Here is a 25,517-nt window from a genome sequence, read left to right on the forward strand (position 1 = left end):
TCGATATTGGGATATTTTTATTTTTGCATGTTCAATCGGCACTAAAAATGATATTTGGAAGTGGAATCAATATTTTCGCCGCGCAATTCATCACCAAAAGTCCTTTTTTGCAATTTTGCCCGGTTCATATTAAAGTATATAATGATAAAAATTGCTGAAAGACTTTATAGAAGGACATGCCCTTTAAGGCGCTATGTTATGAGAGGAATTGGATGAAAGATGAGTAAAAATTTCTGGCGTGATTTACCGCGGCCATTTTTTATATTAGCACCAATGGAAGAAGTGACAGATGTTGTGTTTCGTCATGTTGTGAGTGAGGCGGCGAGACCGGATGTGTTTTTTACAGAGTTTACGAACAGTGAGAGCTATTGCCACCCTGATGGTATTCAAAGTGTGAAGGGGCGTTTAACGTTTACAGAGGATGAGCAGCCGATTGTTGCTCATATTTGGGGAGACAAGCCTGAGAACTTTAGACAGATGAGCATTGGAATGGCGGAGTTAGGATTTCAGGGACTTGATATTAATATGGGCTGTCCTGTCCCAAATGTTACGCAAAACGGGAAGGGCAGCGGCTTGATTCTTCGCCCAGACGTTGCCGCAGAGCTGATTCAAGCGGCAAAAGCTGGGGGATTACCTGTCAGCGTCAAAACAAGACTTGGTTTTACTGAAGTCGATGAATGGCGCGGGTGGCTTAGACACATTTTGGAGCAAGACATTGTGAATTTATCGATCCACCTTCGCACAAGAAAGGAAATGAGCCAGGTGGATGCGCATTGGGAGCTCATTCCTGAAATCAAAAAACTTCGTGATGAAGTAGCACCTGATACTCTTTTGACAATCAATGGTGATATTCCTGATCGTCAAACAGGCTTAAAGCTCGCTGAGCAGTATGGAGTAGACGGCGTGATGATTGGACGAGGGATTTTCCATAACCCATTTGCTTTTGAAAAAGAGCCGAAGGAGCATACAAGTGATGAACTGCTCGGTCTTTTAAGATTACATCTTGATCTCCATGATCAATACTCATCACTAGGTTTGCGTCCATTCAAGGCACTGCACCGCTTCTTTAAGATTTATGTGAAAGGATTCAGGGGAGCGAGTTTCTTGAGAAATCAATTAATGAACACATCATCAACAGATGAAGTGCGTGCAATGCTGGATGAATTTGAAGCGAGAAATCAAGAACAATCATGACCAACAAGAGGAGGAGGGGGAACCCTTCTCTTTTTTATTAAATAGGACTATTAAACTAGTTATCTTAAATGGTAAAATGAGATAGAAATAACAATTGGAGGTATTTTATTTGAAACCATTTTGGGATAAAGATAGAGAAAGCGAAGAAACATTTAAGAAAATCAATGAGAAAGGCATTGCAAAAGCGGAAAAGAAGCTAGGCGTCATCCTGCCGGATACATATAAGCAACTGATTCTCGAACAAAATGGCGGTTATACCCTGCATAACGCTTTTCCAACGGATCAGCCGAATGGATGGGCAGAGGATCATGTGTCATTTGATCATTTAAGAGGAATTGCCAAAAATGAAGGCATTATGGATAGTGATTATTTAATAGAAGAATGGGAATTGCCTGAGGGACTTGTGCTCATTTGTGGGGATGGTCATACGTGGATTGCATTGGATTATAGAGAAACAAAGGAGCATCCGCCGATTCACTACTTTGATCTAGAAGATGAGACGGATTTCAAATTAGCGGATTCGTTTGATGAACTGCTTGCTGGGCATTATACTGCTGAATAACATGAAAAGGAAAAGGCAGCCGCGAGTAGATATATTTCATTAAAACCGTTGTTATACAGTATTTTTTGAGAGAGACAAAAGAGTCTCTCTTTTTTTGCGAAGTAATATGGATTCTCTCTCCAAAACTGTACCTGTTATGTTTAAGTCCTATTATTCAATTGGTTCACTTTCCACTCACTAAATTTTCTGACGATAATATCTGCCACAATGTAAAATGGCAGAAAGCTGGAGTTGTCCACTTTGTTATATAAGGGAAACGGGGTGCTGCTTACATAGATGTTAAACATGGCATTTTGTGCAAGGAGGTTATTCCTTAAAGTGGTCATGCTGATAAATTTGATATGTCTTGTTTTCACCAATTGAATGATTTCATCTAAATTCTTCGATTCACCCGATAAAGAAATGATAAATAAAAGGTCATCCTCACCAAATTCAATGATTCCATCTGTTAAGTCCCGCTTGCTTCGTAATACTTGAGATTTCTTATGGAGTGACCATAGCTGCCGCTGTATATCATTGGCCAAATCGAGCTGTGCTGTTCCTGTCCCATAAATATAAATATACGGTGCACGATCAATCAGTTGATTTAATTGATGAAAGTCCAGCTGCTCCATATATTTCCTTGTCTGCCGGATGTCTTGATCGAGCAGCTGCATTAAATCCTGTGTTGTCTCTTCAGTGAAAGCATTTAATTTCACATAAGACTTTAAGTCACTGTAGCCGTCGAACCCTATTTTCTTAGCAAGCCGATGGATTGATGAGATGGAAGTATGAGCATAACGGGCAAGGTCTTGAATTTTCATTGTCTTCATTTCTTCAAGATGATCATGGATTGTTTTAATAATGTGCAGGTCATTCTTATTTAAGTCTTCGAAGTATTCATTTACCAGCTTGTCGAGTATCATGCGATGTGCCCTCCAACATGAAAATATTTTCTTCCTGTGAAAATATAATCTAATGTTACAACTTGATTTCTAAATACGTCAAACCTATTGGTTTTTGTAAGCGCTCCCTTTACAGTGGTGTTATGGATCAAGCAAAGGGGTTATGCTTATGAATGCAATCAAGCGGTTTGGCAGTGCTATGGTAGTTCCTGTACTTTTATTCGCGTTTTTTGGTATTGTTGTCGGCCTCGCGACTTTATGTAAGAATCCGGCGATTATGGGGGAAATGGCTGGAGAAGGTACGATGTGGTATAAGGTTTGGTCACTGATTGAAAGCGGAGGATGGACGATTTTCAATCATATGGAATTAGCCTTTGTGATTGGATTGCCCATCTCACTTGCAAAAAAAGCGCAAGCACGTGCGACGCTCGCAGCTTTGATGATTTATCTTGTATTTAACAATTATATTCATGCTATTTTGACACTTTGGCCGTCTACTTTTGGCGTTGATTTATCGCAAGGTGCCGAAAACGTAGCGGGAGTAAAAGAAATAGCGGGTATACCTACGCTGGATACAAGTATCATTGGTGCGGTGATGATATCTGGAATCGTCATTTGGATCCATAATCGTTTTTATGATCAAAAGCTGCCTGAAATGCTTGGGATTTTCCAGGGGCTTGTATTTGTTGTCATCATCGGATTCTTTGTGATGATTCCTATTGCTTTTATCGTTGCTTTTGTATGGCCCTATGTTCAGCAGGGGATTCAATCTCTTCAAGGGTTTATGGCACAGTCTGGTTATATTGGTGTCTGGCTGTTTCATTTCTTGGAAAGGGTGTTAATTCCAACAGGACTTCACCATTTTATTTATACACCTTTTGAGTTTGGTCCAGCGGCTGTAAATGGGGGGTTAAAACCATATTGGATTGCTCACTTAAATGAATTTGCGTCCTCCACTTCCGATTTGAAGGATCTTTATCCATACGGATTTTTATTGCATGGGAATATTAAGATGTTCGGCTGTTTAGGGATAGCTTTAGCCATGTATTTTTCTACACCGAAAGAAAACAGAAAAAAGGTTTTGGCATTGGTATTACCGGCCACATTAACAGCCATATTTGCCGGAATTACAGAACCGCTTGAATTTACATTCCTATTTCTCGCGCCTTATTTATTTGTGATACATGCACTTCTTGGTGCGACCATGGTGACAATTATGAATATGTTTGGTGTTGTTGGAATGATGGGTTCCGGGCTTATTGAAATAGCTGCATTGAACTGGATTCCGCTCTCTTCAAATCATGGAGGGATTTATCTGATCCAAGCGATGATTGGACTTCTCTTTACAGCAGTGTATTTTGTCATCTTTAGATGGATGATTGTGAAATTTGATATTCCATTACCAGGACGAAAACATGAGGAGGAGACGAGGCTATATACAAAACAAGATTATGAGAATGCTCATAAAAAAGGTCATGACCAAAAAGAAGGCCCCGTTTATGCGTCTGAGTATGAAGAGAAAGCCGTTTATTTCTTAGAAGGCCTTGGCGGTAAAGAAAACATTAAAGATGTGACAAACTGTGCCACGCGTCTGCGTATTACAGTGATTGACCCTAGCTTGGTGAAAGATAGGGACTACTTTACAAAAAATAAACGGGCACACGGCATGGCGAAAAGTGGTCAAAGCATTCAAATCATTGTTGGCTTAAGTGTACCGCAAGTAAGAGAGTCCTTTGAGACAAAACTTTCATTAGATTGAAAAAGGAGCTGGATATGATGAAAAAATTTAATATTACCATCGCTGGAGGCGGAAGTACATTTACACCGGGAATCATTTTGATGCTGTTAGACTATCTAGAGGAGTTCCCAATTCATACAATTAAACTCTATGATAATGATGAAGCTAGACAAAAGACGATTGCAGATGCATGTGAGATTATGTTAAAAGAACGAGCACCAGAAGTACGATTACTGGCAAGCACGGACCCAGAAGAAGCCTTTACTCAAGTCGATTTTGTGATGGCACATATTCGTGTCGGCAAATATGCAATGCGTGAATTAGATGAGAAAATTCCATTGAAGCATGGAGTCGTCGGACAGGAAACATGCGGTCCAGGCGGAATAGCTTACGGGATGCGGTCCATTCCAGGTGTATTAGAACTTGTCGATTATATGGAAAAATACTCACCTGAAGCTTGGATGTTAAACTATTCGAACCCTGCAGCGATAGTAGCAGAGGCAACACGTAAGCTAAGGCCGAATGCCAAGATTTTAAACATATGTGATATGCCAATTGGTATCGAAGAATTAATTGCAAAAAATTTAGGCTTATCTTCGCGGAAAGAACTAGAAGTCGATTACTATGGTTTAAATCATTTTGGCTGGTGGACAGATATTCGAGATAAAGCTGGAAATAGCTTAATGCCTGAGGTAATTAAGCATGTAAGCCAGCATGGTTATGCAACAGATGGAACATCTGAGCTAGAACAGCAGAAGAGCTGGAACAGCACATTAAAAAAGGCCAAAGATATTCAAGCACTTGATCCAAAAACGGTACCGAATACGTATTTGAAATACTATCTATTTCCAGATGAAGAAGTGGCACATTCAAATATAGCGTTCACGCGTGCCAATGAAGTGATGGAGGGGCGGGAAGCTTTTGTTTTTAGTGAATGTCAGGCCATCATTGATAAAGGAACTGCAAAGGAAACAAAGCTGACCATTGATGAGCATGCTTCCTATATCGTTGATTTGGCACGAGCCATTGCTTTTAATAAAAAGGAACGGATGCTGATGATCGTAGAGAACAATGGCGCCATTAGGAACTTTGATCCAACAGCCATGGTTGAAATTCCTTGTATCGTTGGCAGCAGCGGTCCAGAAAAATTAGTAGTTGGAGAGATTCCTAGATTTCAAAAAAGTCTCATGGAGCAGCAAGTTGGCGTAGAAAAATTAGTAGTAGAAGCATTTGAAGAAGGATCCTATCAAAAACTATGGCAGGCCATCACATTATCGAAAACGGTGCCAAGTGCTAAAGTAGCAAAAGATATTTTAGACGACTTAATTGTGGCAAATCAAGCATTTTGGCCAGAGTTAACATAACACGAGAATAAGCAATATGGGCGTGACAGCGCTCATATTGCTTATTTGTTTTTTCAACCGATGTATTGTAATGGAGACAAAAAGCCCCCTTACCAAAAGGGGGCCGCCATTCCTTACTCTGCGCTCTCCTCAACCTCACGGCTATCCTCTGTTTCACCAATATAAATAGGGCCGTTTGCGTGGTCGATTCGGATTGGCCATTCGTATGGGATTTGAAGTCGTCTAGCAATGGCTCTCCAGAATTTTGTGGAATCCAATTCGAATTCTTGGAAGTCTTTTAATAAGTCTTTGTAAGACGAGCCATCAAATTGAATGAACATATCTTGAAGGCGCATGAACGCGACGTGTCTCACTTCAAGTGCTGCTGCGGCTTCCATTTCTTCTTCTGTTGCTTCTCCGATGATTGTACCTGCCGGCGGAAGCATGTCGTATACGTTAAACTCTTCTTCTTCGTGTGCTGCATTGTGCTGCTGATCTGACATTTTTCTTCACTCCTTCTCGTTCTCAATCAAAACTTTATTTCGTGCTTACTTCTATTATCGGAAGGAAATGTGAAATGTGGAATGAAAAGTGGAGCAGATTCACAACTCTTGCTTTTTTCTCTTGAATCATCTATGATCAATTACAGATATAAAAGGTCTATAATAGATAGAAAGGAGTTTCCTCATGAAATATTCTAAAGCAACCAACTATGCGCTGCATACGATGGTGTTTTTAACTCTTGCGCCAAAGGGTAAAGCGATTGGCGTTGAGCCTCTTGCTAAGATACAAGACCTTTCACCAACCTATCTATCCAAAATTTTAACAAAGCTTGTGAAGGCGGGACTGATTGAATCAACACCTGGTGCAAAGGGAGGATACACCCTTATTAAACGAAAGGAAGACATTTCTTTTTTAGATGTCATTCAGGCTGTAGAAGGACAAACGAATTTATTTCGCTGCTCTTTAGAGCATGACTCCTTCATGCCTCATGATGGCTGTTTGATTGAACAAGTTATGCAGGATGTTGAAACGAAAATGCAGGAGACATTAAGTCAAAAACGGTTAATTGATATTGCGAACCAACTTGAGCAAACAGAAAAAAATCCATTTTTCAACGTGTGATTTTTTCGAACTGATTATAGATATTAAGAGTCTTTAAAGTCTTTAATAAAAAAGGAGAGATTGAGATGTTATTAGATTGTGCCATTATCGGAGGCGGGCCAGCCGGATTAAGTGCAGCACTTGTTGTAGGAAGAGGCAGAAAGCAGGTCGTTGTATTTGATGATGAGCTGCCAAGAAATCGAGTGACGCAGGAATCACATGGATTTATTACAAATGATGGAATGACACCGTTTGAAATCAGACAAGCGGGAGAGGCAGACCTTCAAAAATACCCTCATATCCAAATCAACCGATGTAGAATTGTTGATATACAAAAGCAAGAGGAAAACTTTACGTTACTAACACACGAGGGGGATGCATTCGAAGCGAAAAAAATCATTTTGGCAACTGGATTGCAGGATATACTGCCAGAGATCGAAGGAATTCATGATGTGTACGGAAAAACATTGTTTAGTTGTCCTTTCTGTGATGGATGGGAATTAAAGGAGAAAGCACTTGCCCTCATTGCAGAGAATCAGCGAGCCTTGCACATGGCTAAACTTCTTTTCAATTGGACAAAGGATTTGATCGTGTTTACGAATGGGCACATGTTAGCTGAAGAAGACAAGACGCTTCTGACGGCACATTCTATTCAAGTCATTGATGTGCCAATTGTGTCGATTGATCATGACAATGGGCAGCTGCGCTCTCTACAGCTTGCGAATGGGGAGATAGTGAATAGGGAAGGCGGTTTTGTCGCAAGTGAATTCAAGCAGTCAGCCCCATTTGCCGAAAAGCTTGGCTGTCAAATGACGAAGAATGCGGGTATTGAAACAGATATTCTTGGACGTACAACCGTCAGTGGTGTCTTTGCATGTGGTGATAATTTAGGCGGTCCTGCTCAGTTAGTTCTCGCAGCAGCAGCCGGAAGCCAGGCAGGAATGGGCGTCATTCATGAACTTGTGCAAGAAGAGTTTCAAGAAAAAACATCTCTATGAAAAGAGATGTTCAGTGGTGAGCGATTTTCCGTTTTGCTAAGACGTGAGATGTCCATTCAAAAAGTGCGTAGATGACAAAGAAGATCAGGATCCAGCTGCTGACATCGACCCATACATTGGTGATCTGAATGATGTTCGCTTGATCAAGTCCAGCCTGTATCCACATGGTGATCAGTGCTGTAAGGAACACTTGTAAAAACCATTTTGATGTTTTCAATTGGCTACACCTCCATCTCTTTCTATCATATAAGAAATGACAGTTTATTTCCAATTGTTTTCCTATACGTTTCAACGGTAAAATAAGAAATAAAGCCAATGAAAGGGAAGCAAATGAGCGATCAAACCAATAGATTTTTAAAAAATCATTTTCCTGATCTTATCCTCACGCCGCCGCTTTTTTATGAGTGGCCTATTGGGCTTCGGTTTGAATTGGCAGATTGGTCATTAGGAAAAGAATCGATTGTATTAGAAAAAGCGGGGGATCGTGCTTTAGAGATTGTGAAATATGCTTTTGATCCAGAAGACGAGATGCTGCTTGTAACGGATGTGTATACAGAACATGAACATGAATTAACGAAGCGTCAGCTCTTGGTTTATCAAAAATATGTCAATCGGAAAATGCGTTACCGATTGCGTCATGAGCTTTTGAGCTATGTACGTCCAGAAATAGAAGATTCACTGACATTAGAGAGATTTACACTCAAATGCCAGCTGCAAGACATTCGATTGCGTCCGCTTCTCCATGCGATGTGCCAAGAGGACTTCTATGCACCGAATCAAATTTTGAAGGGAAAACTGGGGTATGAAATTTACCTAATGAATCTCTCGAAAAAAATGATTTTTCACTTATATGATGATCGAGGCTGTGATCTTATTGCGGCAGATCCAGAGCGTTTAAGACCAGTCTATGAAGGCTTACAGCACTGGCTATTAGACTATGATCGCCCTCAGATGGACCGCCTGTTTGCAGCGAAATAAGAAAAACCGCACTTTCGACAAGTGCGGCTTCTTTTTATGCTTCTACTTTATTGAAGAACTGCGGCAAATATTCTTTGTGTGCTTCTAGCATTTCATCTAGGATGCTTTTTGCAATGGCATCTGATGGGACAAGCGGGTTGATGGTCATTGCGACAAGAGCTGTGTTGTAATCGCCTGTCACGGCTGCTTCAGCAGCTACACGTTCAAAGGATTTAATTTGAGAAATGAGTCCTTTGACAGCGACTGGCATTTCACCAACAGCAATTGGTTTAGGACCGTCTTTTGTGATAACACAGTTGAGTTCAACCGCAGAATCATTTGGAATGTCACTAATAGCCCCATTATTGATGGTGTTTACAGGCTGAATGTCATGCTTGTCGTTATAAATGGATGCAATTAAGTTACAAGCGGCATCACTGTAGTAGGCACCGCCTCGTTTTTCAAGCTGTGGCGGCTTGATGTCGAGATCAGGGTCTTTGTAAAGCTCGAACAAATCATTTTCTAATGCGCGAACGACTTCAGCACGTGTTCCTTCATTTGCTGCTGCTTTCTTTTCCTCAGCCAGCATATCACTTGTTTTGTAGTAGTAACGGTGATACGGACAAGGAATGACGCCAAGCCCTTTTAAGAAATCAGCATCCCACGGAATCGCTTGAATGTTGTTCATCGACATGCTGGAGTTTGGATCAGCCATGTCTTCGATGACTTGATCCATGATGCTTTTGCCATCTAAGAATACATTGAGTCCAAAGACCATATGGTTTAATCCAGCAAAGCTGACTTCGACTCTGCTTGCGTCGACACCAAGCCCTTTGGCGATTCCCATGCGAATGCCGATCGGCACGTTGCATAAACCAACGACTTTACGATGGTTTGAATAACGAAGAACGGCTTCAGTGACCATACCAGCTGGATTTGTGAAATTCACAAGCCATGCATTCGGGCAAAGCTCTTCAATATCTTTGACAATATCAAGAATGACAGGAATGGTGCGAAGTCCTTTGAATAGACCTCCTGGACCATTTGTTTCTTGACCAATGACATCATATTTTAAAGGAATGCGTTCATCCTTCATACGTGCTTCAAGAAGTCCGACACGGAATTGTGTTGTGACAAAATCAGCATCTACAAGAGCTTTCCTGCGATCTAATGTTAAATGAACCTCGATTGGGAGCCCTGCTTTTTTGACCATGCGTTTTGCAAGATTTCCGACGATCTCAAGCTTTTCTTTTCCCGCTTCAATATCAACGAGCCAAAGCTCGCTAATCGGAAATTCATCGTATCGTTTAATAAATCCTTCTACAAGCTCTGGTGTATAGCTTGATCCTCCGCCAATTGTGACAACCTTTAATCCTTTTGCCATGTTCTGCACCTCCGAATATTGTAACGCGCAATGTTATAATAGAGAAAAGTCTTTTTTCTTGTTTGTACATCTATAGCTTATCGTGAGAGCATCATGTGCGTAAATGACTTCAGCGTCTTTAGGCAAGGGTGCCCTATTTAGAGATTTGTTACATAAAAGAAACACATTGTGACATGTAGTTGGAGAAAGGGGAAGTCAGATGTTTTCAAGTGAGGTCATTTCCAGCTTTAATGAACTAGAAAGCGCTTTATACCGATATATCATGGAAAACAGTGAAAAGGTCGTGTACATGAGAATTCGAGATCTTGCAGATGCTGCACATATTTCCACCTCGTCTGTCCTTCGCTTTTGCCGAAAAGTAAATTGTGAAGGCTTTTCAGAGTTTAAAGTGAAGCTCAAAATGTATTTAGAATCAGAGCAGACACCTTCTTTAAAAAGCACACAGCACTTTCTATATGAATTTATTGAACGAACATTGAAGGGAGACTTTGAGGGGAAAATTAAGGAGGCCGCGAAGCTCATTGCTGAGGCAAAAAATGTGCTGTTTATCGGAACTGGCAGTTCTGGCATTTTGGCGCAGTATGGGGCGAGGTACTTTTCAAGTCTTGAGAAATTTTCATTTTACATCAACGATCCGTTTTTCCCGATGAATATGCAGTATTTAGACAATAGTGTCACCATTGTGCTGTCTGTATCAGGGGAGAACAGTATTACGATTGATCATATTTCGAAGTTAAAAAGAGAAGGCAGCAAGATCATTAGTATTACGAATAACCAGCACTGCACGATTTCACGCATTTCAGATTTAAATATTGCCTACTACGTCACAGATGAGCGGGTCCACAGAGCCAATATCACCACACAGACGCCAGTTGTGTATATTTTAGAAGCCATGGCCCGTGACATGTTTGCGATGTTAAAAGAAAAGTAAAAGAGCCGCTGCATACATCAGCTGCTCTCTTTTTTCTGCTTCATAAAAGCAAGGATGGCAATGCCGGAACAAACGAGCACAAATAGACCGCCCAGTAAATACACAGACCTCGCCCCGTATACATCTGCAATCAATCCAACAAAGAAAATAGATAAACCGACCGATACTGAAGAAAGGACGTAGTGAGCCGAATACACCTTTGATAAATCATGTACTGGCGTTTCCGTTTGAAGAATGGTTTGCTGCGAAACATCTCGGATTTGGTAGGCAGGCCCAATCAAAATACAAAGCACCAAAGCAAGCCACGGCAGGCTGTTCAGTGAATAGACAATGGTCAGCACTGCATAAATGAATGAACCAGCTGCCATATAGAGGAGAAGCTGTTTTTGAATAAACTGACTCATCCATGCAGCTAAGAGCCCGCCTATGATGGCACCTGTATAATAAGCGGCATTGATAAATCCCCACCATTCCTCACCTTGCTTTAAATCATGGGTGACAAAGGCAAGCGTAATCGCACCGATCCACACAGCACCCGCAATATTTTCACAAACATCCATAAAGGTCAGGGTGCGCACCGTTTTATTTCTCCAAATGATCGTCCAGCCATCTTTGAAGCTGTTCATCTTATTTGTTTTTCGAACCGTCTCTTCTTGCTTGAGAAGAGGAAAGACAGGGATGAATAATAGATAAGACAACACAATCATGACACAGGTGATCCACATTAAATAAAATGGCCCGATCCATAGGACGAGCATTCCAGTGAACGAATAACCGGCGATTTGAACCATTTGATGAAAAATGGACGCTGTACTGTTTGCTTTCACAAGCTGATTTGCTGGTACAAGCATCGGCATGATGGCCTGCATTAAAGGACTGATGAACCCGCCTGTGAGGGAAATCAAAATAAGCGCACTAAACAACCAGACCATATGCTGCTGAAACAAATGAAATTGGGCTGTAAACACGATGAGCATCCCAAGACGTAAAAGCGGGACCCATTTCAATAGCCGGCCAGCTTGAAAGTAATCGGTTAAAACAGGAGAGAAGAGCCCAGCCAATAGCTGGCATATCGTTCTAATCAGCGGAAAGACAGCCGCATAGGCAACAGATTGTGTATCTTGATAAATGACAAACGTGATCGTCATGACAAATAAAATATCACTCAGCATGAGAAGGCTTTTACTGCTTGTATAACACCAAAACTTGTTTCCCATATCAAACCGGCTCCTTTTCAAAAACAAGTTCAGTATAGCATGGTGATGGTGTGTCCAGAGGTTTTTCATTGAAAAATACATCTTAAGGATGAGAAGATTGTGATAAGCTAAATGAAGGACATTGTAAGGAAAGGGGTTCAATCGATTGAAAAAATTACCGGCACATGACTTTTTGGACAAACATGGCATCCCATATGAGATCAAAACATTTTCTGCCGAAACAGAAAAAGGAGCAGCAAATGTAGCGGCAGCTCTTGGTTTTCGTGAAAGACAAATGATTAAAACATTGATTTTTGAAACAGGAGAAGGAGAGCAGCTGCTTGTGATGGTTGGCGCTGACCAGCATATTAAGTCAGGGAAACTCAAGAAAGCGGCCGGCTCCCGTAATATTAAAATGGCTTCACCGGAGAAGGTTCTTGAAGTGACGGGCTATCGAATTGGTTCGATTCCGCCGTTTTGCTGGCAGCCAGAAGGATTCCGCACCATTATTGAGGCTTCGTTATTAGAAGAGGAAATATTAGGTGTTGGGGCAGGCGAATGGGGAAATGAAATCCTCATCACCCCAGAACAATTGGTGAAAGCCTCAAAAGCTGTACCGTTTGACATCGTGCAGCCAGCTGAATAGAGAAAAAAAGTGCCTGTTTCAGAAGCAGGCACTTTTTTAATTGGCAGCAGGCGTAGTAAATGGACCGATACCTTTCATTTGCAGGAAGGCATCCACGGTTCTATTTTCTTCAAGATCATTCGCCCGTTTGCACACAACCACCGGTCTGACGATCTCAATGCCTTCAATGTACACGCGCCCAATTTCTTTCCGCTTGAGACTGCCATGAACCGCATCACGGGGAACAAGTGTGATGCCATATCCAGCTTTGATCATTTGAATCGCTTCATGAACACCGCTGAATTGTAAATCAACGGTCGGTTTTTTGATTCCTTTCGAGGTAAAAAGAGAAAAGAGTTTATCTCTTGTGGAACTGCCTTCTTCACGCATCAAAAAAGGCTCCTGACTCAGGCGCTCCAGTGGGACGGTTTTTCCGTTTAACGGATGGTCTGCCGGCACAATAAAATCATAGCTTAAATTCGTTAAATGAGAAGTGAGAATCTCCTCATGGTGCAACTCCTCGATCACAGCGATGGCCACATCTGATTCATATTGAAGCAGGCTCTCTAAAACTTGAGCGGAGTTTCCACTTTTTAATTCAATTTCTGTCTGTGGTGAAGATGTTTTAAAAGCAGCAAGCCAATCTGGCAGTAAAAAGTTGAGTGGTACATAGGTAGAAGCGATGCGGAGCCGCCCCTTTTTTCCGTTTTGTAACAGTGTGATCTGATATTCTACTTCTTTTTCAGCCTCGAACACTTGCCGGGCATAAGGGTATAGAATTTTCCCCATTTCCGTAAGTGTAATGCCTCTGCCATTTCGTTTAAAAAGACGGAAACCGATCTCACTTTCAATGCTTCTAAGCTGAGCCGTCACAGCTGGCTGTGTCAAAGATAGCACGTCTGCTGTTTGTGTAACGCTTTTTGTCTCTGCGACCTTTGCAAAAATCCGAAGGGCATGTAAATTCAACTTTAACACCACCTATCAATTATTTTGATGGTTTAATCAAAAACATTCATTAGATTTATTATAAGGCATCCCTTATTGTAAAGATAGCGAAGGGGGAAGGGAAAATGGATCATCGTCAAAAGCAAGTGGTGTCAATATCACTTATCACAGCATTTGCACTGATTGGGGATTCAATGCTTTATATTGTTCTTCCGATCTATTGGAAAGAGGTTGGTTTATCATCTATTTGGGAGGTCGGGCTGCTGCTGTCCATTAACCGATTCGTCCGCATCCCGCTAACACCTGTCGTTTGGTGGCTCTATCGGTTTGTCCCAATGAAGACCGGTGTATTGATCGCTATTTTGATTGCATCAGTGACCACAGTGCTTTATGGTGTGAGCGGTTTTTGGCTGCTGCTGATTTGCCGCTGCGCTTGGGGGCTGGCATGGACGTTATTGCGTATGAGTGGAATGAGATTAATTGCTGAGATGGAGGAAAGCTCTCAAGGGCATTATACGGGCATTTATAATGGGCTTTACCGGCTTGGCAGTTTATTCGGCATGTTATTTGGCGGAATATTCGCCAGCCTGATCGGCTTCCAGTCCATGACGCTTGTTTTTGGTTTACTCTCATTACTAGGGATCATTTTTTATGTCTCTTTGGATGAGATTGAAAAGGGAGAAGAGGGGCAGGTGTATCAAGTCATCAAACAGAGGTGGCTTGCACGGGATGTTGTAAAAGTATTAATCACAGGTATGCTGATCGCACTTGTGATCCAAGGGTTATTCGCATCAACACTCAGCCATGTCATTGAAGCAAGGATCGGTCATGGAGAATTTGCTCTGTTCGGCTTTGTCATCGGAGCTTCGGCTTTAAGTGGAATCATTCAAGCGCTCAGATGGGGGTGGGAACCATTTGTCGCACCGAAAACGGGCAGATGGTTTGATGGGCTTGTGATGAAGGAACGAACGCTTTGCTGGATGTTTCTTTCATTTGGAGGTCTCAGTTTTCTGGCGGTCATGCTGAAGGTAAGCGGCTGGTTTCTTGTGATGCTGCTTTTGATCCAGCTGCTCTCAACAATCTTAACGACATTAACGGATACGCTTGCTTTTCAAAAAGCGTCTGCTCAAACAGATAAAAACCGCTTCCTCGCAAGCTATTCCTTTGTTCAAGATATGGGAGCGGCTTTAGGACCCTTGTGCGGGTATACGATGATTCAGTTTTTTGGATCAAGCAGCGTCTTTTGGCTGATGCTCATCATAAGCTTATTGCTTGTCAGCATGTGGGCAAGAGGCAGGGAGCTGCATGTTACTTCTGATCCAGCTTAATAAATCAAGCGTTATACAAAGAAACTGCCTCATGCGCTGAATGCAAGAGGCAGTCGTGTCTTTTTATTCTAGATCTGAATCATAGGCTTTTTGCGTTAGCTGGCTGACCACCTCTTTTAACCCATTTGGTTTATGAAACTCAACAGGTGTGCTTCCTTTTTCGAAGACGATTTGATCTGCTTCAACGAGCACGACATATCGATTGTTGAGCTTTGCAATATGGATCGAGTGGCCAAAGTCTGCTAGAAGACCTTTGATTTCCGTTTCGCCTAGACGCATTTTCATTGTGATATCAGGGGTTTGTTCCACAATATGGGAGGCCGCTTGTGTGACCTGCTCTGTATCGAGTGTTTCTCTAATTTCTCGCTTTTCACTCGCTTCCCATATTTCAAGATCCTCTTCAAACTGCTTTAATTCTTCACTTTCATCCTGTAATGTTTCAAAAACCTGTTCCTGTACCATATTCATAACCTGTGATTTCATGATTTCAGGCATGGATTCACCGTATTCGACGAACTTCAAAAAGTCTTCAAAATAACGAGCGTGTGAAGATTGGTGAATTTTCACTTCAGCTTCTTCAGTCATTCCCTCTTCTGGCATAAACGGGTATTGAATCGATTTCATGTTTTTTGTCGTAATAGCCATTTCGACTTTTCTAATCAAGGTAGATGTATCAGCGATAGAAGCCACTTTTTGTTCGAAATCGCATTTCATAATAAAGACAAAGGAATCATCGAAATACTTTTTAGGAACAGCAGAAGCAACTAAAAAAACGCCGCCTCTGACAGCACTTGTATCTAAATATGTGCGAACAAACTGTTCACTGCATTCATTAAACAATTCTTTTGTATCTGCAAATCTCGTTTGATGAAATAGGTTGTAGTTTGGATTTGAATCAAGCTCATGACCAGGCTCTACAATAAATCGGCCAATTTTGGTCGGTACTTGTTCAGATTTAGGGTGTCGGTCCACTTTTCGTTTGACGATTTTTTTCAGTTCACCGTCTAAAAAGTCCTTCAGCTCACTTTGTTCAAATTCCTCTTGATCTAGTGTTTGATAATGTTTAAATCGTTTATTTGCTTGTTCATCTTTGCCTTCGATTTCCACGACAAAGAATGATAGAAAACGTATCGTAAAATCCATTGATTGGTCACCACTTTTTCTTCTTCGGATATGTTGAGTATAGAAAAAGGAGTGAAAATCGTCAACGAATGGAGAAATATCGTGTCATTATTTCCCGAGAAATGTTTATTGAAAAACACTTGATAATAATTATCATTCTTGATAGAATGGTAAAAGAAAAGAAGGAACCTGCCAGTTCCTTCATCTCAGAGAAAAATATTATTTTGTTTCAAATGTTTCGCAATCAGTTTCAGCATTGCGAGTCACTTCAGTCATCGTGTTTTTACCGATTTTAATGGTAGAAGCGGTACAGCTGTTTTCAGCCCAAAAACGGCAAGAGTTCACTTCACAAAGAACGTTTTGTGCCAAGGGAATTCACCTCCGTGATTCATATTGAGAATGAAACAAGCTGCCACTTGAATTCATTCAATCTAGTAGTCTCTTTGTAGAAAGAGGCTGTTTGTGCTGGTTATGCACATGTTTATCATACCATCTACCCTGAAAATATACAATTTAAACTTTGGAAGAGCGAGAATATGAATCTCGCTCTTTTTTTATTTGTAAAAATAGTTAAATGCTAGGTGGCACACTCTCTCATTTCGACATATGAATAGAGTAGATTCAAAACCTGATGTCGGACAAAGTATGGGGGTACATGTACTGATTTTCCGCATAAAGATAGGGTTTTTAATCAAAAAATCTTCATAGAGAGATGAGGGGAGAAGATGAAAGCAGTCATTCTCTGCGGAGGAAAGGGAACGAGAATGAGTGAGGTCACACAAGCGCTTCCTAAACCACTTGCTATGATCGGAGATCGGCCTATTCTATGGCATATTATGAAAATCTATCAGTATTACGGTGTAGACGAATTTATCCTATTGCTTGGATATAAAGGAGAGAAGATCAAAGAGTACTTTCTGAACTACGACTGGCAGCATCACAGCATGCAGCTCGATATGGCGACAGGAGAAATGAAGCTTTTAGGGAAAAAGGAGAACTGGAAAATCACCTTTTTAGATACAGGTGAAGATACGATGACAGGCGGACGTTTAAAGCAGGCACAGGATTACATTGGTGATGAGACCTTTATGATGACGTATGGTGATGGACTGGCCAATATCAATATGTTTCATTTACTGAAACGTCATCAGGATCTTGGAGCAGCTGCGACTGTCACAGGCATTGAAAAGAAGTCCCAGTACGGGACACTGAAGGTGTATAACGGGATGGCACAATCCTTCTCTGAGAAGACAGACAGTATCGGGATGATCAATGGAGGATTTTTTGTGTTGTCTCCAAAGGTATTTGATTATTTGACAGATGATGATCAATGCGTGTTTGAAGCGGAGCCTCTTCAAAACCTGGCGGATGATGGAGAGCTTGCCGTTTATGAGCATCACGGATTTTGGACAGCAATTGATACGTATAAAAACCTGAAGGAAATCAACGACATGTGGACAGATGGAAAACAACCATGGAAGGTTTGGTGACAGCATGAGCGGATTTTGGAATGGAAAGAACGTATTTGTAACTGGATGTACAGGGCTGTTAGGGAGCTATCTCGTTAAGGAATTGATTGATCAAGGGGCAAACGTGACTGGACTTGTGCGTGATCAGGTGCCTCGATCGAATTTATATCAAGGCAGTCAGTTTGAAAAAATGAATGTGGTGCAAGGCGCATTAGAGGATATGCAGACGATTGAACGTGCGTTAGGAGAATATGAAATTGACACCGTCTTCCACTTGGCTGCCCAAGCCATTGTTGGAGTCGCAAATAGACATCCTGTTTCTACATTTGAAGCGAATATCTTAGGGACATGGAATGTGCTGGAGGCTTGCAGAAGACAGCCGCTGATCAAACGAGTGATCGTGGCATCAAGTGACAAAGCATACGGTGATCAAGAGCAGCTGCCATACGATGAAGACATGCCGTTAAACGGGAAACATCCGTATGATGTTTCGAAGAGCTGTGCAGATCTCATTTCTCATACGTACTACAACACATATGGTCTTCCAGTTTGTATTACACGCTGCGGTAATTTATATGGAGGCGGAGATTTGAATTTCAACAGAATCATTCCGCAAACCATTCAGCTTGTGTTAGAAGGAAAGGCGCCGGAAATTAGAAGTGACGGGACATTTATTCGTGATTATTTCTACATTGAAGATGCAGTGAAGGCTTATTTGCTGCTAGCTGAGAAGATGGAGGAAAAAGGGCTGGCGGGAGAAGCCTTTAACTTTAGTAACGAAATTCAGCTGACAGTGCTAGAGCTTGTGGATAAGATTTTAAAGGCAATGGGAAGTGAACTGAAGCCTCGTATTCTCAACCAAGGAACACATGAAATTAAGCATCAATATTTGTCAGCAGAGAAAGCGAGAAAGCTGCTTGATTGGAAGCCTGATTACTCCATTGATGAAGGCTTAGATAAGACGATTGAATGGTACCGCGAATTCTTTCAAAAATAGAGGTGTAAAAAGATGAACAGCATATATTGTACGGTTCTTTCAAGTGGAAGACTTTATCAAGCCATTGCGTTTTTCTTATCGTTGAAGCAAGTAGAAGATGATGCTGTCATCAAGACGTTATGCATGGATGATGCTGCATTTGATTTGCTTCATCAAATGAATTTTCCGCATGTGGATCTTGTTCATGTACGGGAGCTCGAAACACCAGAGCTGCTGGAGAAAAAAGAGGAACGGGATGCATCGGAATATTGCTGGACCTTAAAGCCGATTTGGATTGAGTGGTTATTTGAACAGGAGCAGGCAGAGAGCGTGACCTATCTCGATGCGGATTTGTTCTTTTATGAGAGCCCTCAGGTGATTTTTCAACATCAGCCGAATGCTTCTGTTTTAATTTCGAGAGGGGATATTGTCATTCCAAGCTTTGATGCAGAGGAAGTGAAGATGCTTCAGAAGCTTTTAGGACGCTATAACTCAGGCTTTCTGCATTTTAAAGGAGATGAAGCCGGACGAAAATGCCTCAGCTGGTGGAAAGAAGAATGCTTAAAAGAATGTAAAAATGCACCGGGAGAAGGCAAGTTTGGCGATCAAGGATATCTAGATCATATGCCGAGGCTGTTTGACAAAGTAGAAGATATTGAGACAAAAGGCGTGAATATTGGTCATTGGAACTATGGGCAGCATTCTTATCGGGAGGAGAATGGACGTATTCTTCTGGAGGATGGGCACCCGCTCATTTGCTATCATTACAGCGGCTTTCGGATTGTGAGCAAGGGTGAGATGCAGCAAATTCATGAAAAAGGACGAAATGACCTGCCGTTTTTCCAAGAAGCCTATCGGCAAGTGCTTCGCCATGTGATTGAATCTGTGGAGCAGGTCGATCCGCTGTTTAACGGCTATGCCAAACGGGAGGAGGATGACGCATGAACGAAAAGCCAAAGGTAAGCGTCATTATTCCAAGCTATAATGCCAAAGAGCGTTTAGAAGGAAGCCTTTTTTCATTAACGCTTCAGGAAACAGATATTCCATTTGAGGTCATTGTTGCCGATAATGGCTCAACGGATGGCACGATGGAAATGCTCGAGAATATTGAGGTGAACTTTCCGTTTAAAAAGGTGCGTATTCCTGTCAATCAAGGGATTGCAAAGGGGCGTAATCATGCCATTCGCGAGGCGGAGGGAGATCTGCTCATTTTTCATGACAGTGATATGCTGGCAGAACCGAGATTTATTCAAAAGCATGCAGAGGCTCATGCTGACAGGGAGGATCTTGTCATTTGCGGTGTGTGCTGGAAGCGGATTTATCGCTATTTTTACAAAGCGTTTGATAAGGATCATATGAAGCGGTTGAAAAAGCAAGGACTGTATAAACGGAAAATGGAGGACAAAACATCTCTTTTATCATTGGAAGAAGTCGAAAATGGTGCATTTTTAGAGAAAAGCTTCGATTTGCAGTCTGAGTTTATTGATATTCTGAAAGACATTTTGGAAACGTACCACTATGATTTAGGTTCTTATGAGCTGCCATGGCGATTTTTTATTACAAATAACTCCTCTGTTAAACGTAAGCATGTCATGGCACTAGGGATGTTTGATGAAAATATCGTTCGGTACGGATTTGAGGATTATGATTTAGGGATTCGATTGAATCAGCTTGGTCTCTCCTTTGAATTGCGAGAGGATATCATGAGTGTGCATCAAGAGCATCCAAGTAATTTAACGTCATTTGATGACATCAAATACAACATTTTGTATATGTGTGAGAAGTATAACAATATTGATTCCATTGATGTCCACTTGGCTTTCTCAGGTCCGTTTTCTCACACTGTGACAAATGATATTGTGAAAGAAGTTCGCCAGCTGCGCGAGAATCCAGCATTTGATGACCTGTTATCTTATTTTTTAGAGCTGATTCATTTGATCACAGAGCGGAATGTAGGCATCAAGCGGGATAAAAAAGATATGTTGACAGCCAAGCATGTTCCTTTGAAAAAGCTTGCAGAAGCGGCGCAGCTTGCACGTGAGGAGTATGGCTGCATGGTGCTTGTAGAAGCCATTCAAGGGCTGACGAAAGAGCTGTTGCGCGTTGATTTGTTCCAAGTGGATGTGTTGTAAATGGCGTCTTATCACTTTACAACCATTGTGTCGAATACCCATGTTTTTAAGCTTTTGGCGCTGATTCATTCGCTTGAACAAAACGCCCATGCCTTCAAGCTGTCCGTTTTATGTGCAGACCCTTTGGCTTATAAGGTATTAAAGGAGTTCCCTCATCCGCATGTTCAATATGAACAGCTTGAGGACATTGAAGATGATACGCTGCGAAAGGCAAAAGAAGATCGAACGTTTCATGAGTATTGCTGGACATTAAAGCCTGCTTTTCTGCTCAAAATTCTTGAGTCCTCAGATGCAGATTATCTTGCCCATCTGGATACGGATTTGTATTTTTATCATGATCCAGAGGCGATTTTTGCAGAGAATCCAAGCGCTCATTTATTTTTGACGGATCATATGAATTCCAAGCGGTTCTATCATTTTTATGAGTTGTCTGGCCGCTTTAATACTGGGTTTGTAGGCTGCCGTAACACAGATGTTGCCAAACAGGCAGTCACGCAATGGAAAGAAAACTGTCTTGCCCATTGTACTGTAGAAATGGATACAGAAAAAAAGACGTACGGAGATCAGCGGTATGTGGAAAGATGGATTGATGATTTTAAAGGGGTTCATATCGTTGCATCTAAAGGAGCCAATGCGGCAATTTGGAACATTGAAAACTACAAGCTTTCAGTTGTAAAAGGAGATATGTATCTCGACGAATGTCCACTCTTGTTCTATCATTTTTCTGCCTTTACGATCATTGACGAGAATACCTTTAACCTTAATTGGTATTACTATATGAAAGAACAGAAGCTTGTGGATCATTTGTATATTCCGTATGCCGACTTGGTTCATCAAAAGATTAAGCAGGTGCAAAAGGTATTTCCAGAATTTAAGCAAGGATTTATTGCAAGGAAGCATGTTCCTGACACGCATTTTTATGAGAGATGAAAAAACCGCTCATTTATTGAGCGGTTTCAGCGTGTAGACAAACCCTCGCATTCGGTGTCACTCCTGTGCGCTGGTGCTCACGAATAACATATTCGCTCCGCAAAAGTAGCTGTCCTTCCTAGACTGCAAAGGTTTTCTATCACGCTGAAAAGAAGACAAAGTGCTAAAATACACATCATTTTATCCCTTTGTCAACAATCGGAAAAAACCGCTCATTTATTGAGCGGTTTTCTTTTTATGATTCATTCCATTTGGAGATGGTTTGGTCGCTAGGAAGTAAGAAGGCTAGGATGCCTAATATCGGTAAAAAGGCAACACCGATCATGGTAGGCGTTAAGCCGAAGGCATCAATGAATGAACCGAGGGCAACCGATCCGATTGCACCCATACCAAACGCAAGCCCAACAGTTAAACCAGACATTGTGCCAATTTTCCCGGGAAATAGTTCTTGGGCATAAACCACGGTGACAGAGAAGCTTGATGTCAAAATGAGCCCAATCAGTCCGAGTAAAACATAAGCAAAAACCGGTCCGGCAAATGGCAGCAGCAGGGCAAGCGGGAAGGATGCCAATAAGGAAACTAAAATCACGTTTTTCTTGCCAAAGCGGTCTGCAAGCGGCCCGCCTACAAATGTCCCAATTGCACCTAGAATAAGAAATAAGAAGATATAAGTCTGTGATTCTTTAATCGTCAAACCGTATTGTTCAATCGCATAAAACGCATAGAAATTCGAAATGGCATTTCCATACCAAGAGCGGGCAAAGATGAGAAAGACGATAATGCCAAGTGCAATGAGTGCTGATTTACGATGAATATCAGATCTGACAGCTTTTGCAGGAGCTTTTTTCGCTTCGGCCCGAATGGTTTGAAGCCTTCCTGCGTACCATCTTGAAATATAAAGAAGGAAACCAACCGCCAACATTCCAACAATCGTAAACCAAGCCACGCCTGTCTGACCGAGCGGGACGAGCATTAATGCAGCGATAAGCGGAGCAAAGGCTTGACCTGTATTCCCGCCTACTTGATAGATGGACTGGGCAAGACCTCGTCTTGGACCAGCTGCCATGTTGGCAACACGGGAGCCCTCTGGATGGAAGATCGCAGAGCCGAGTCCGATAAAGACAACGCAAAGCAGAATGGTGGCAAAGGATGGAGCAAACGCGAGTCCGAATATACCGACAGCACTTGAAAATAAAGCAATCGGAAGTGCATAAGGCATCGGCCGTTTATCTGTGTACCACCCAATAGCTGGCTGCATCACGGACGAGACCATATTTAATGTAAAAGCAATCAGCCCTAATTGTGTAAAGGTCAGCCCCATTGAGCGTTCCAATATAGGGAACATGGCAGGAATAACGGCTTGTAATGTGTCGTTCAGCATATGACAAATACCAATAATCAATAAGATGGGATAAACCGTTGAGCCGGTAACAGAATGTTGAGGTTTATCCTTTGTACGAGCAGCAATGGCCAATGAGACTTCCTCCCTTCATTTATCTGTTTTCTGTTTTTTGCATTCTTCTCATTTTATTCATAAGGTGAACTATAAAACAATAGCAAATTGTCATGATTTAGAAAAAAAGAGACACAAGCATTTGATTGAGCTTGTGTCTCTAAAGAGTTATTTGTAAAAAGAAGCAATGACAGGCTTCATTTTTTGAACGACGAGTCCACTGCCGCCGCGGTTTTTCACCCCTTCGATCATGCCGACGAGGACGTAATCTTCTTTTTTAGGATTAAACGCAAGTAAAAATCCATTTTCAGTGCCGTCTGTTGCACCTTGTTTGCTTTTTAATTCTGCCGTTCCCGTTTTAGCGGCAATATCCGCTCCTTCGATTTGTAAGGAGTGGGCTGTTCCGTTTGGACTGGTCACGACCTTAGTCAATGCGTCTTTCACTGTGTCTGCCGAGCCTTCTTTGATGATTTGTTTTGGTGATGCTGTTTTTTCATCTTGAATCACTCGAGGGTAGACAAGCTTGCCTCCTGTGGCAAATGGAGAATAGGCATGTACTTGTTCAATCGGTGACATGAGTAATTCGCCTTGGCCATACGCCGAGTCAGCCAGTAAGATATCCGATTGAATACCATCGTTTGATACTTGTGCAGGCTTCATTGTAAATGGCATGTGTAAGTCTTCGCCAAATCCAAATGCTTTCACTTTTTTCTCGTAGGTGTCTTTGCCGATTTCGAGTGCTTCCTGTCCAAAATAAATATTGTCTGAGTACACAAGGGCATCGACCATATTGACTTTTTCTTTATCGTGAACACGTGTGATGCGATAATTTCCCCAAGATTGATCCTTTTGCCATTTCAGTCCATGAATGGTACGCACTTTGTCGGGCTTTGTGACACCTGTTTCCAGCCCAATGGCGGCTGTAATGGTTTTGAATGTGGAGCCTGGTGCATACCGGCTCGCATATCGAGCTTGGAATGGAAGGTCTGGATTTTCACTGTATGCCTGATATTGCTTAGGTGTAATCCCGTTTGTCATGAGATTGACATCGTAGGAAGGGGTGCTGACAAGTGCTAATAGATCACCTGTTGATGGATTCATGATTGTGACGGCCCCTTTTTCACCTTTCAGCTGATCATAGGCTTTTTTCTGCAAAGAAGCATCAATCGTCAGCTTCACTGTTTTTCCATCTTTTCGAGCTGATTTTTGCAATGTTTCTTCAATGCCTGTTTCATCATGGACGATGAGAATGCTTCCGCCATCTTGTCCGCGTAAGTTTTTGTCAAATGTGAATTCAAGGCCGGTTTTGCCGATGATTTGATCCGCCTTTAATGCTGGATTTCTTTTGATATCATCCGCATTTGCTTTTCCGACATAACCGGTGAGATGAGCGGCGGCTTTGTTATATGGATAGTAGCGCATTTCCTTCGTTTGATAGGTAACGCCATTTATGTCCTTTGGAATTGGCTTTTGTTTTAACATCGATTTGAGCGGGACAAACGTGTCGTCTGTGACCCATGCTTGTTTCAGCTGATTGTTGATGAGTTCTTCCTCTATATCAAAAGCTTTGCTGATTTTTTTGATATTGCGTTCTTTTTCTTCCCCTGTTCCGAGCTTACCTGGGATGACGCCAAGTGCGTTTCCACCAGTTGTTTCTGCGAGCGTACGTCCTTTTCGGTCGACAATGTTTCCGCGGACAGCAGGGTCAGATTTGACCTTGATGGTATCTCCTTTTTCCATTTGCGGGAAGATGAGATTTGGTTTCCAGTCCACTTTCCACTTGTCATCTTCTTCGGTGAGAATGCCCTTGTAAGACAGCTTATGCAGCTTGCCAAGAGACGTTTTCATCGTTACATCATAGGAGAATTGATACCCATCTCCTTTGTCCTGTTTTTCAACGTTGAGCTTTGAAATGTTCAGATCATAAGCACCAATGCCGTTGAAAATATTGTCGTATTTTTCGGCTAGTTGTTTTTTTGAAAAGTCATTAGCTTTCAAAGATGCACTTGTCACCTCATCTGCCAGCTTCGTAAAGTCTTTCTTCTCCATATGTTTCGTAAAGTTTTGAGCGGCTTTTAAAGCCTCTTTTTCTTTTGAGAAAAGAGTATCTTTTAAGAAAAAGAAAGCAGCAGCAACTACGATGATGCTAAGAAGAGGGATGATGACTTTTTTCTGTTTCCAAAATGATTTTTTTTGACCCGTATACAATGAAAACACCTCAATTTTTGATTAGATCCTCTATATTT

24 protein-coding genes and 1 pseudogene are annotated in these 25,517 nt (G+C 41.7%); 15 read left to right on the top strand and 10 right to left on the bottom strand.

Annotated features, from left to right (window positions below):
• The first annotated feature begins 219 nt into the window (after positions 1-219).
• On the top strand, positions 220-1,194 hold the full coding sequence (locus AAYR28_RS03325) for a tRNA dihydrouridine synthase (protein WP_017366774.1): 975 nt from the start codon (positions 220-222) through the stop codon (positions 1,192-1,194).
• A gap of 109 nt (positions 1,195-1,303) precedes the next feature.
• Positions 1,304-1,753: pseudogene (locus tag AAYR28_RS03330) on the top strand (SMI1/KNR4 family protein); the annotation flags it as partial.
• Between the two features lie 143 nt (positions 1,754-1,896).
• Here AAYR28_RS03330 and AAYR28_RS03335 read toward each other — a convergent pair.
• Entirely contained in the window at positions 1,897-2,661 is a 765-nt protein-coding gene (locus tag AAYR28_RS03335) for a MurR/RpiR family transcriptional regulator (RefSeq protein ID WP_098676681.1), read from the bottom strand.
• A gap of 148 nt (positions 2,662-2,809) precedes the next feature.
• On the opposite strand from AAYR28_RS03335, the gene AAYR28_RS03340 reads away from it, so the two are divergent.
• On the top strand, positions 2,810-4,399 hold the full coding sequence (locus AAYR28_RS03340) for an alpha-glucoside-specific PTS transporter subunit IIBC (protein WP_120208666.1): 1,590 nt from the start codon (positions 2,810-2,812) through the stop codon (positions 4,397-4,399).
• Between the two features lie 17 nt (positions 4,400-4,416).
• Positions 4,417-5,742, top strand: coding sequence for a 6-phospho-alpha-glucosidase (locus AAYR28_RS03345; RefSeq protein ID WP_120208664.1), 1,326 nt, complete (start codon positions 4,417-4,419; stop codon positions 5,740-5,742).
• A gap of 113 nt (positions 5,743-5,855) precedes the next feature.
• Here AAYR28_RS03345 and AAYR28_RS03350 read toward each other — a convergent pair whose 3' ends face one another.
• Positions 5,856-6,224 carry a hypothetical protein gene (locus tag AAYR28_RS03350; RefSeq protein ID WP_061110513.1) on the bottom strand — a complete coding sequence of 123 codons (369 nt, stop codon included), beginning with the start codon at positions 6,222-6,224 and terminating at the stop codon, positions 5,856-5,858.
• Between the two features lie 184 nt (positions 6,225-6,408).
• On the opposite strand from AAYR28_RS03350, the gene AAYR28_RS03355 reads away from it, so the two are divergent.
• Together AAYR28_RS03355 and AAYR28_RS03360 are read left to right on the top strand one after the other, a co-directional pair.
• Positions 6,409-6,846 (top strand): Rrf2 family transcriptional regulator, encoded by a 438-nt coding sequence (locus AAYR28_RS03355; RefSeq protein ID WP_061110512.1) that lies wholly within the window; start codon positions 6,409-6,411, stop codon positions 6,844-6,846.
• A gap of 65 nt (positions 6,847-6,911) precedes the next feature.
• A complete protein-coding gene (locus AAYR28_RS03360; protein WP_061110511.1) occupies positions 6,912-7,823 on the top strand; it encodes an NAD(P)/FAD-dependent oxidoreductase in 912 nt (303 codons plus the stop codon).
• 10 nt (positions 7,824-7,833) lie between these two features.
• Here AAYR28_RS03360 and AAYR28_RS03365 read toward each other — a convergent pair whose 3' ends face one another.
• Positions 7,834-8,040, bottom strand: a complete 207-nt coding sequence (locus AAYR28_RS03365; protein ID WP_061110510.1) for a hypothetical protein — start codon at positions 8,038-8,040, stop codon at positions 7,834-7,836.
• 98 nt (positions 8,041-8,138) lie between these two features.
• On the opposite strand from AAYR28_RS03365, the gene AAYR28_RS03370 reads away from it, so the two are divergent.
• Positions 8,139-8,801, top strand: coding sequence for a DUF3885 domain-containing protein (locus AAYR28_RS03370; RefSeq protein ID WP_241770665.1), 663 nt, complete (start codon positions 8,139-8,141; stop codon positions 8,799-8,801).
• A 34-nt stretch (positions 8,802-8,835) separates the two neighbouring features.
• Here the strand turns inward: AAYR28_RS03370 and AAYR28_RS03375 are convergent, their stop codons facing one another.
• A complete protein-coding gene (locus AAYR28_RS03375; RefSeq protein WP_024424565.1) occupies positions 8,836-10,164 on the bottom strand; it encodes a 6-phospho-beta-glucosidase in 1,329 nt (442 codons plus the stop codon).
• 199 nt (positions 10,165-10,363) lie between these two features.
• On the opposite strand from AAYR28_RS03375, the gene AAYR28_RS03380 reads away from it, so the two are divergent.
• Entirely contained in the window at positions 10,364-11,095 is a 732-nt protein-coding gene (locus AAYR28_RS03380; protein ID WP_024424566.1) for a MurR/RpiR family transcriptional regulator, read from the top strand.
• A 17-nt stretch (positions 11,096-11,112) separates the two neighbouring features.
• Here AAYR28_RS03380 and AAYR28_RS03385 read toward each other — a convergent pair whose 3' ends face one another.
• Complete coding sequence (locus AAYR28_RS03385) at positions 11,113-12,312, bottom strand: MFS transporter (protein WP_120208661.1); 1,200 nt, start codon at positions 12,310-12,312, stop codon at positions 11,113-11,115.
• Between the two features lie 145 nt (positions 12,313-12,457).
• Between AAYR28_RS03385 and AAYR28_RS03390 the strand changes: the two genes are divergently transcribed.
• On the top strand, positions 12,458-12,937 hold the full coding sequence (locus AAYR28_RS03390; protein ID WP_024424568.1) for an aminoacyl-tRNA deacylase: 480 nt from the start codon (positions 12,458-12,460) through the stop codon (positions 12,935-12,937).
• 36 nt (positions 12,938-12,973) lie between these two features.
• Here the strand turns inward: AAYR28_RS03390 and AAYR28_RS03395 are convergent, their stop codons facing one another.
• Positions 12,974-13,882, bottom strand: coding sequence for a LysR family transcriptional regulator (locus AAYR28_RS03395; protein ID WP_120208659.1), 909 nt, complete (start codon positions 13,880-13,882; stop codon positions 12,974-12,976).
• 104 nt (positions 13,883-13,986) lie between these two features.
• Between AAYR28_RS03395 and AAYR28_RS03400 the strand changes: the two genes are divergently transcribed.
• Positions 13,987-15,189: an MFS transporter gene (locus tag AAYR28_RS03400; protein WP_120208657.1), complete on the top strand. Its 1,203-nt coding sequence runs from the start codon at positions 13,987-13,989 to the stop codon at positions 15,187-15,189.
• 63 nt (positions 15,190-15,252) lie between these two features.
• On the opposite strand, the gene AAYR28_RS03405 is transcribed toward AAYR28_RS03400, so the two are convergent.
• Positions 15,253-16,332, bottom strand: a complete 1,080-nt coding sequence (locus AAYR28_RS03405) for a DUF3900 domain-containing protein (protein WP_024426661.1) — start codon at positions 16,330-16,332, stop codon at positions 15,253-15,255.
• Between the two features lie 198 nt (positions 16,333-16,530).
• On the bottom strand, positions 16,531-16,680 hold the full coding sequence (locus AAYR28_RS03410) for a DUF1540 domain-containing protein (protein ID WP_073204211.1): 150 nt from the start codon (positions 16,678-16,680) through the stop codon (positions 16,531-16,533).
• A 356-nt stretch (positions 16,681-17,036) separates the two neighbouring features.
• On the opposite strand from AAYR28_RS03410, the gene rfbF reads away from it, so the two are divergent.
• From rfbF to AAYR28_RS03435, 5 genes are read left to right on the top strand one after another with little or no spacing between them, the layout of a single operon-like run.
• The gene (rfbF, locus tag AAYR28_RS03415) at positions 17,037-17,801 is read left to right on the top strand and encodes a glucose-1-phosphate cytidylyltransferase (protein WP_024424573.1); all 765 of its coding nucleotides are present in this window, start codon (positions 17,037-17,039) and stop codon (positions 17,799-17,801) included.
• A gap of 4 nt (positions 17,802-17,805) precedes the next feature.
• Complete coding sequence (locus AAYR28_RS03420; RefSeq protein ID WP_120208654.1) at positions 17,806-18,777, top strand: GDP-mannose 4,6-dehydratase; 972 nt, start codon at positions 17,806-17,808, stop codon at positions 18,775-18,777.
• 12 nt (positions 18,778-18,789) lie between these two features.
• Positions 18,790-19,701: a putative nucleotide-diphospho-sugar transferase gene (locus AAYR28_RS03425; protein WP_120208652.1), complete on the top strand. Its 912-nt coding sequence runs from the start codon at positions 18,790-18,792 to the stop codon at positions 19,699-19,701.
• On the top strand, positions 19,698-20,888 hold the full coding sequence (locus AAYR28_RS03430; RefSeq protein WP_120208649.1) for a glycosyltransferase family 2 protein: 1,191 nt from the start codon (positions 19,698-19,700) through the stop codon (positions 20,886-20,888). The genes AAYR28_RS03425 and AAYR28_RS03430 overlap by 4 nt, the downstream gene beginning before the upstream one ends.
• A complete protein-coding gene (locus AAYR28_RS03435; protein ID WP_120208647.1) occupies positions 20,889-21,818 on the top strand; it encodes a putative nucleotide-diphospho-sugar transferase in 930 nt (309 codons plus the stop codon). It abuts the gene before it with no gap.
• A gap of 235 nt (positions 21,819-22,053) precedes the next feature.
• Here AAYR28_RS03435 and AAYR28_RS03440 read toward each other — a convergent pair whose 3' ends face one another.
• Both AAYR28_RS03440 and AAYR28_RS03445 read right to left on the bottom strand, forming a co-directional pair.
• Positions 22,054-23,292, bottom strand: a complete 1,239-nt coding sequence (locus AAYR28_RS03440; RefSeq protein ID WP_120208644.1) for an MFS transporter — start codon at positions 23,290-23,292, stop codon at positions 22,054-22,056.
• 147 nt (positions 23,293-23,439) lie between these two features.
• Positions 23,440-25,479, bottom strand: a complete 2,040-nt coding sequence (locus AAYR28_RS03445) for a penicillin-binding transpeptidase domain-containing protein (RefSeq protein ID WP_120208641.1) — start codon at positions 25,477-25,479, stop codon at positions 23,440-23,442.
• Positions 25,480-25,517: the final 38 nt, after the last annotated feature.

Origin of the sequence: Bacillus safensis, from assembly GCF_039619585.1 — a bacterium.
Classification (GTDB): domain Bacteria; phylum Bacillota; class Bacilli; order Bacillales; family Bacillaceae; genus Bacillus; species Bacillus safensis.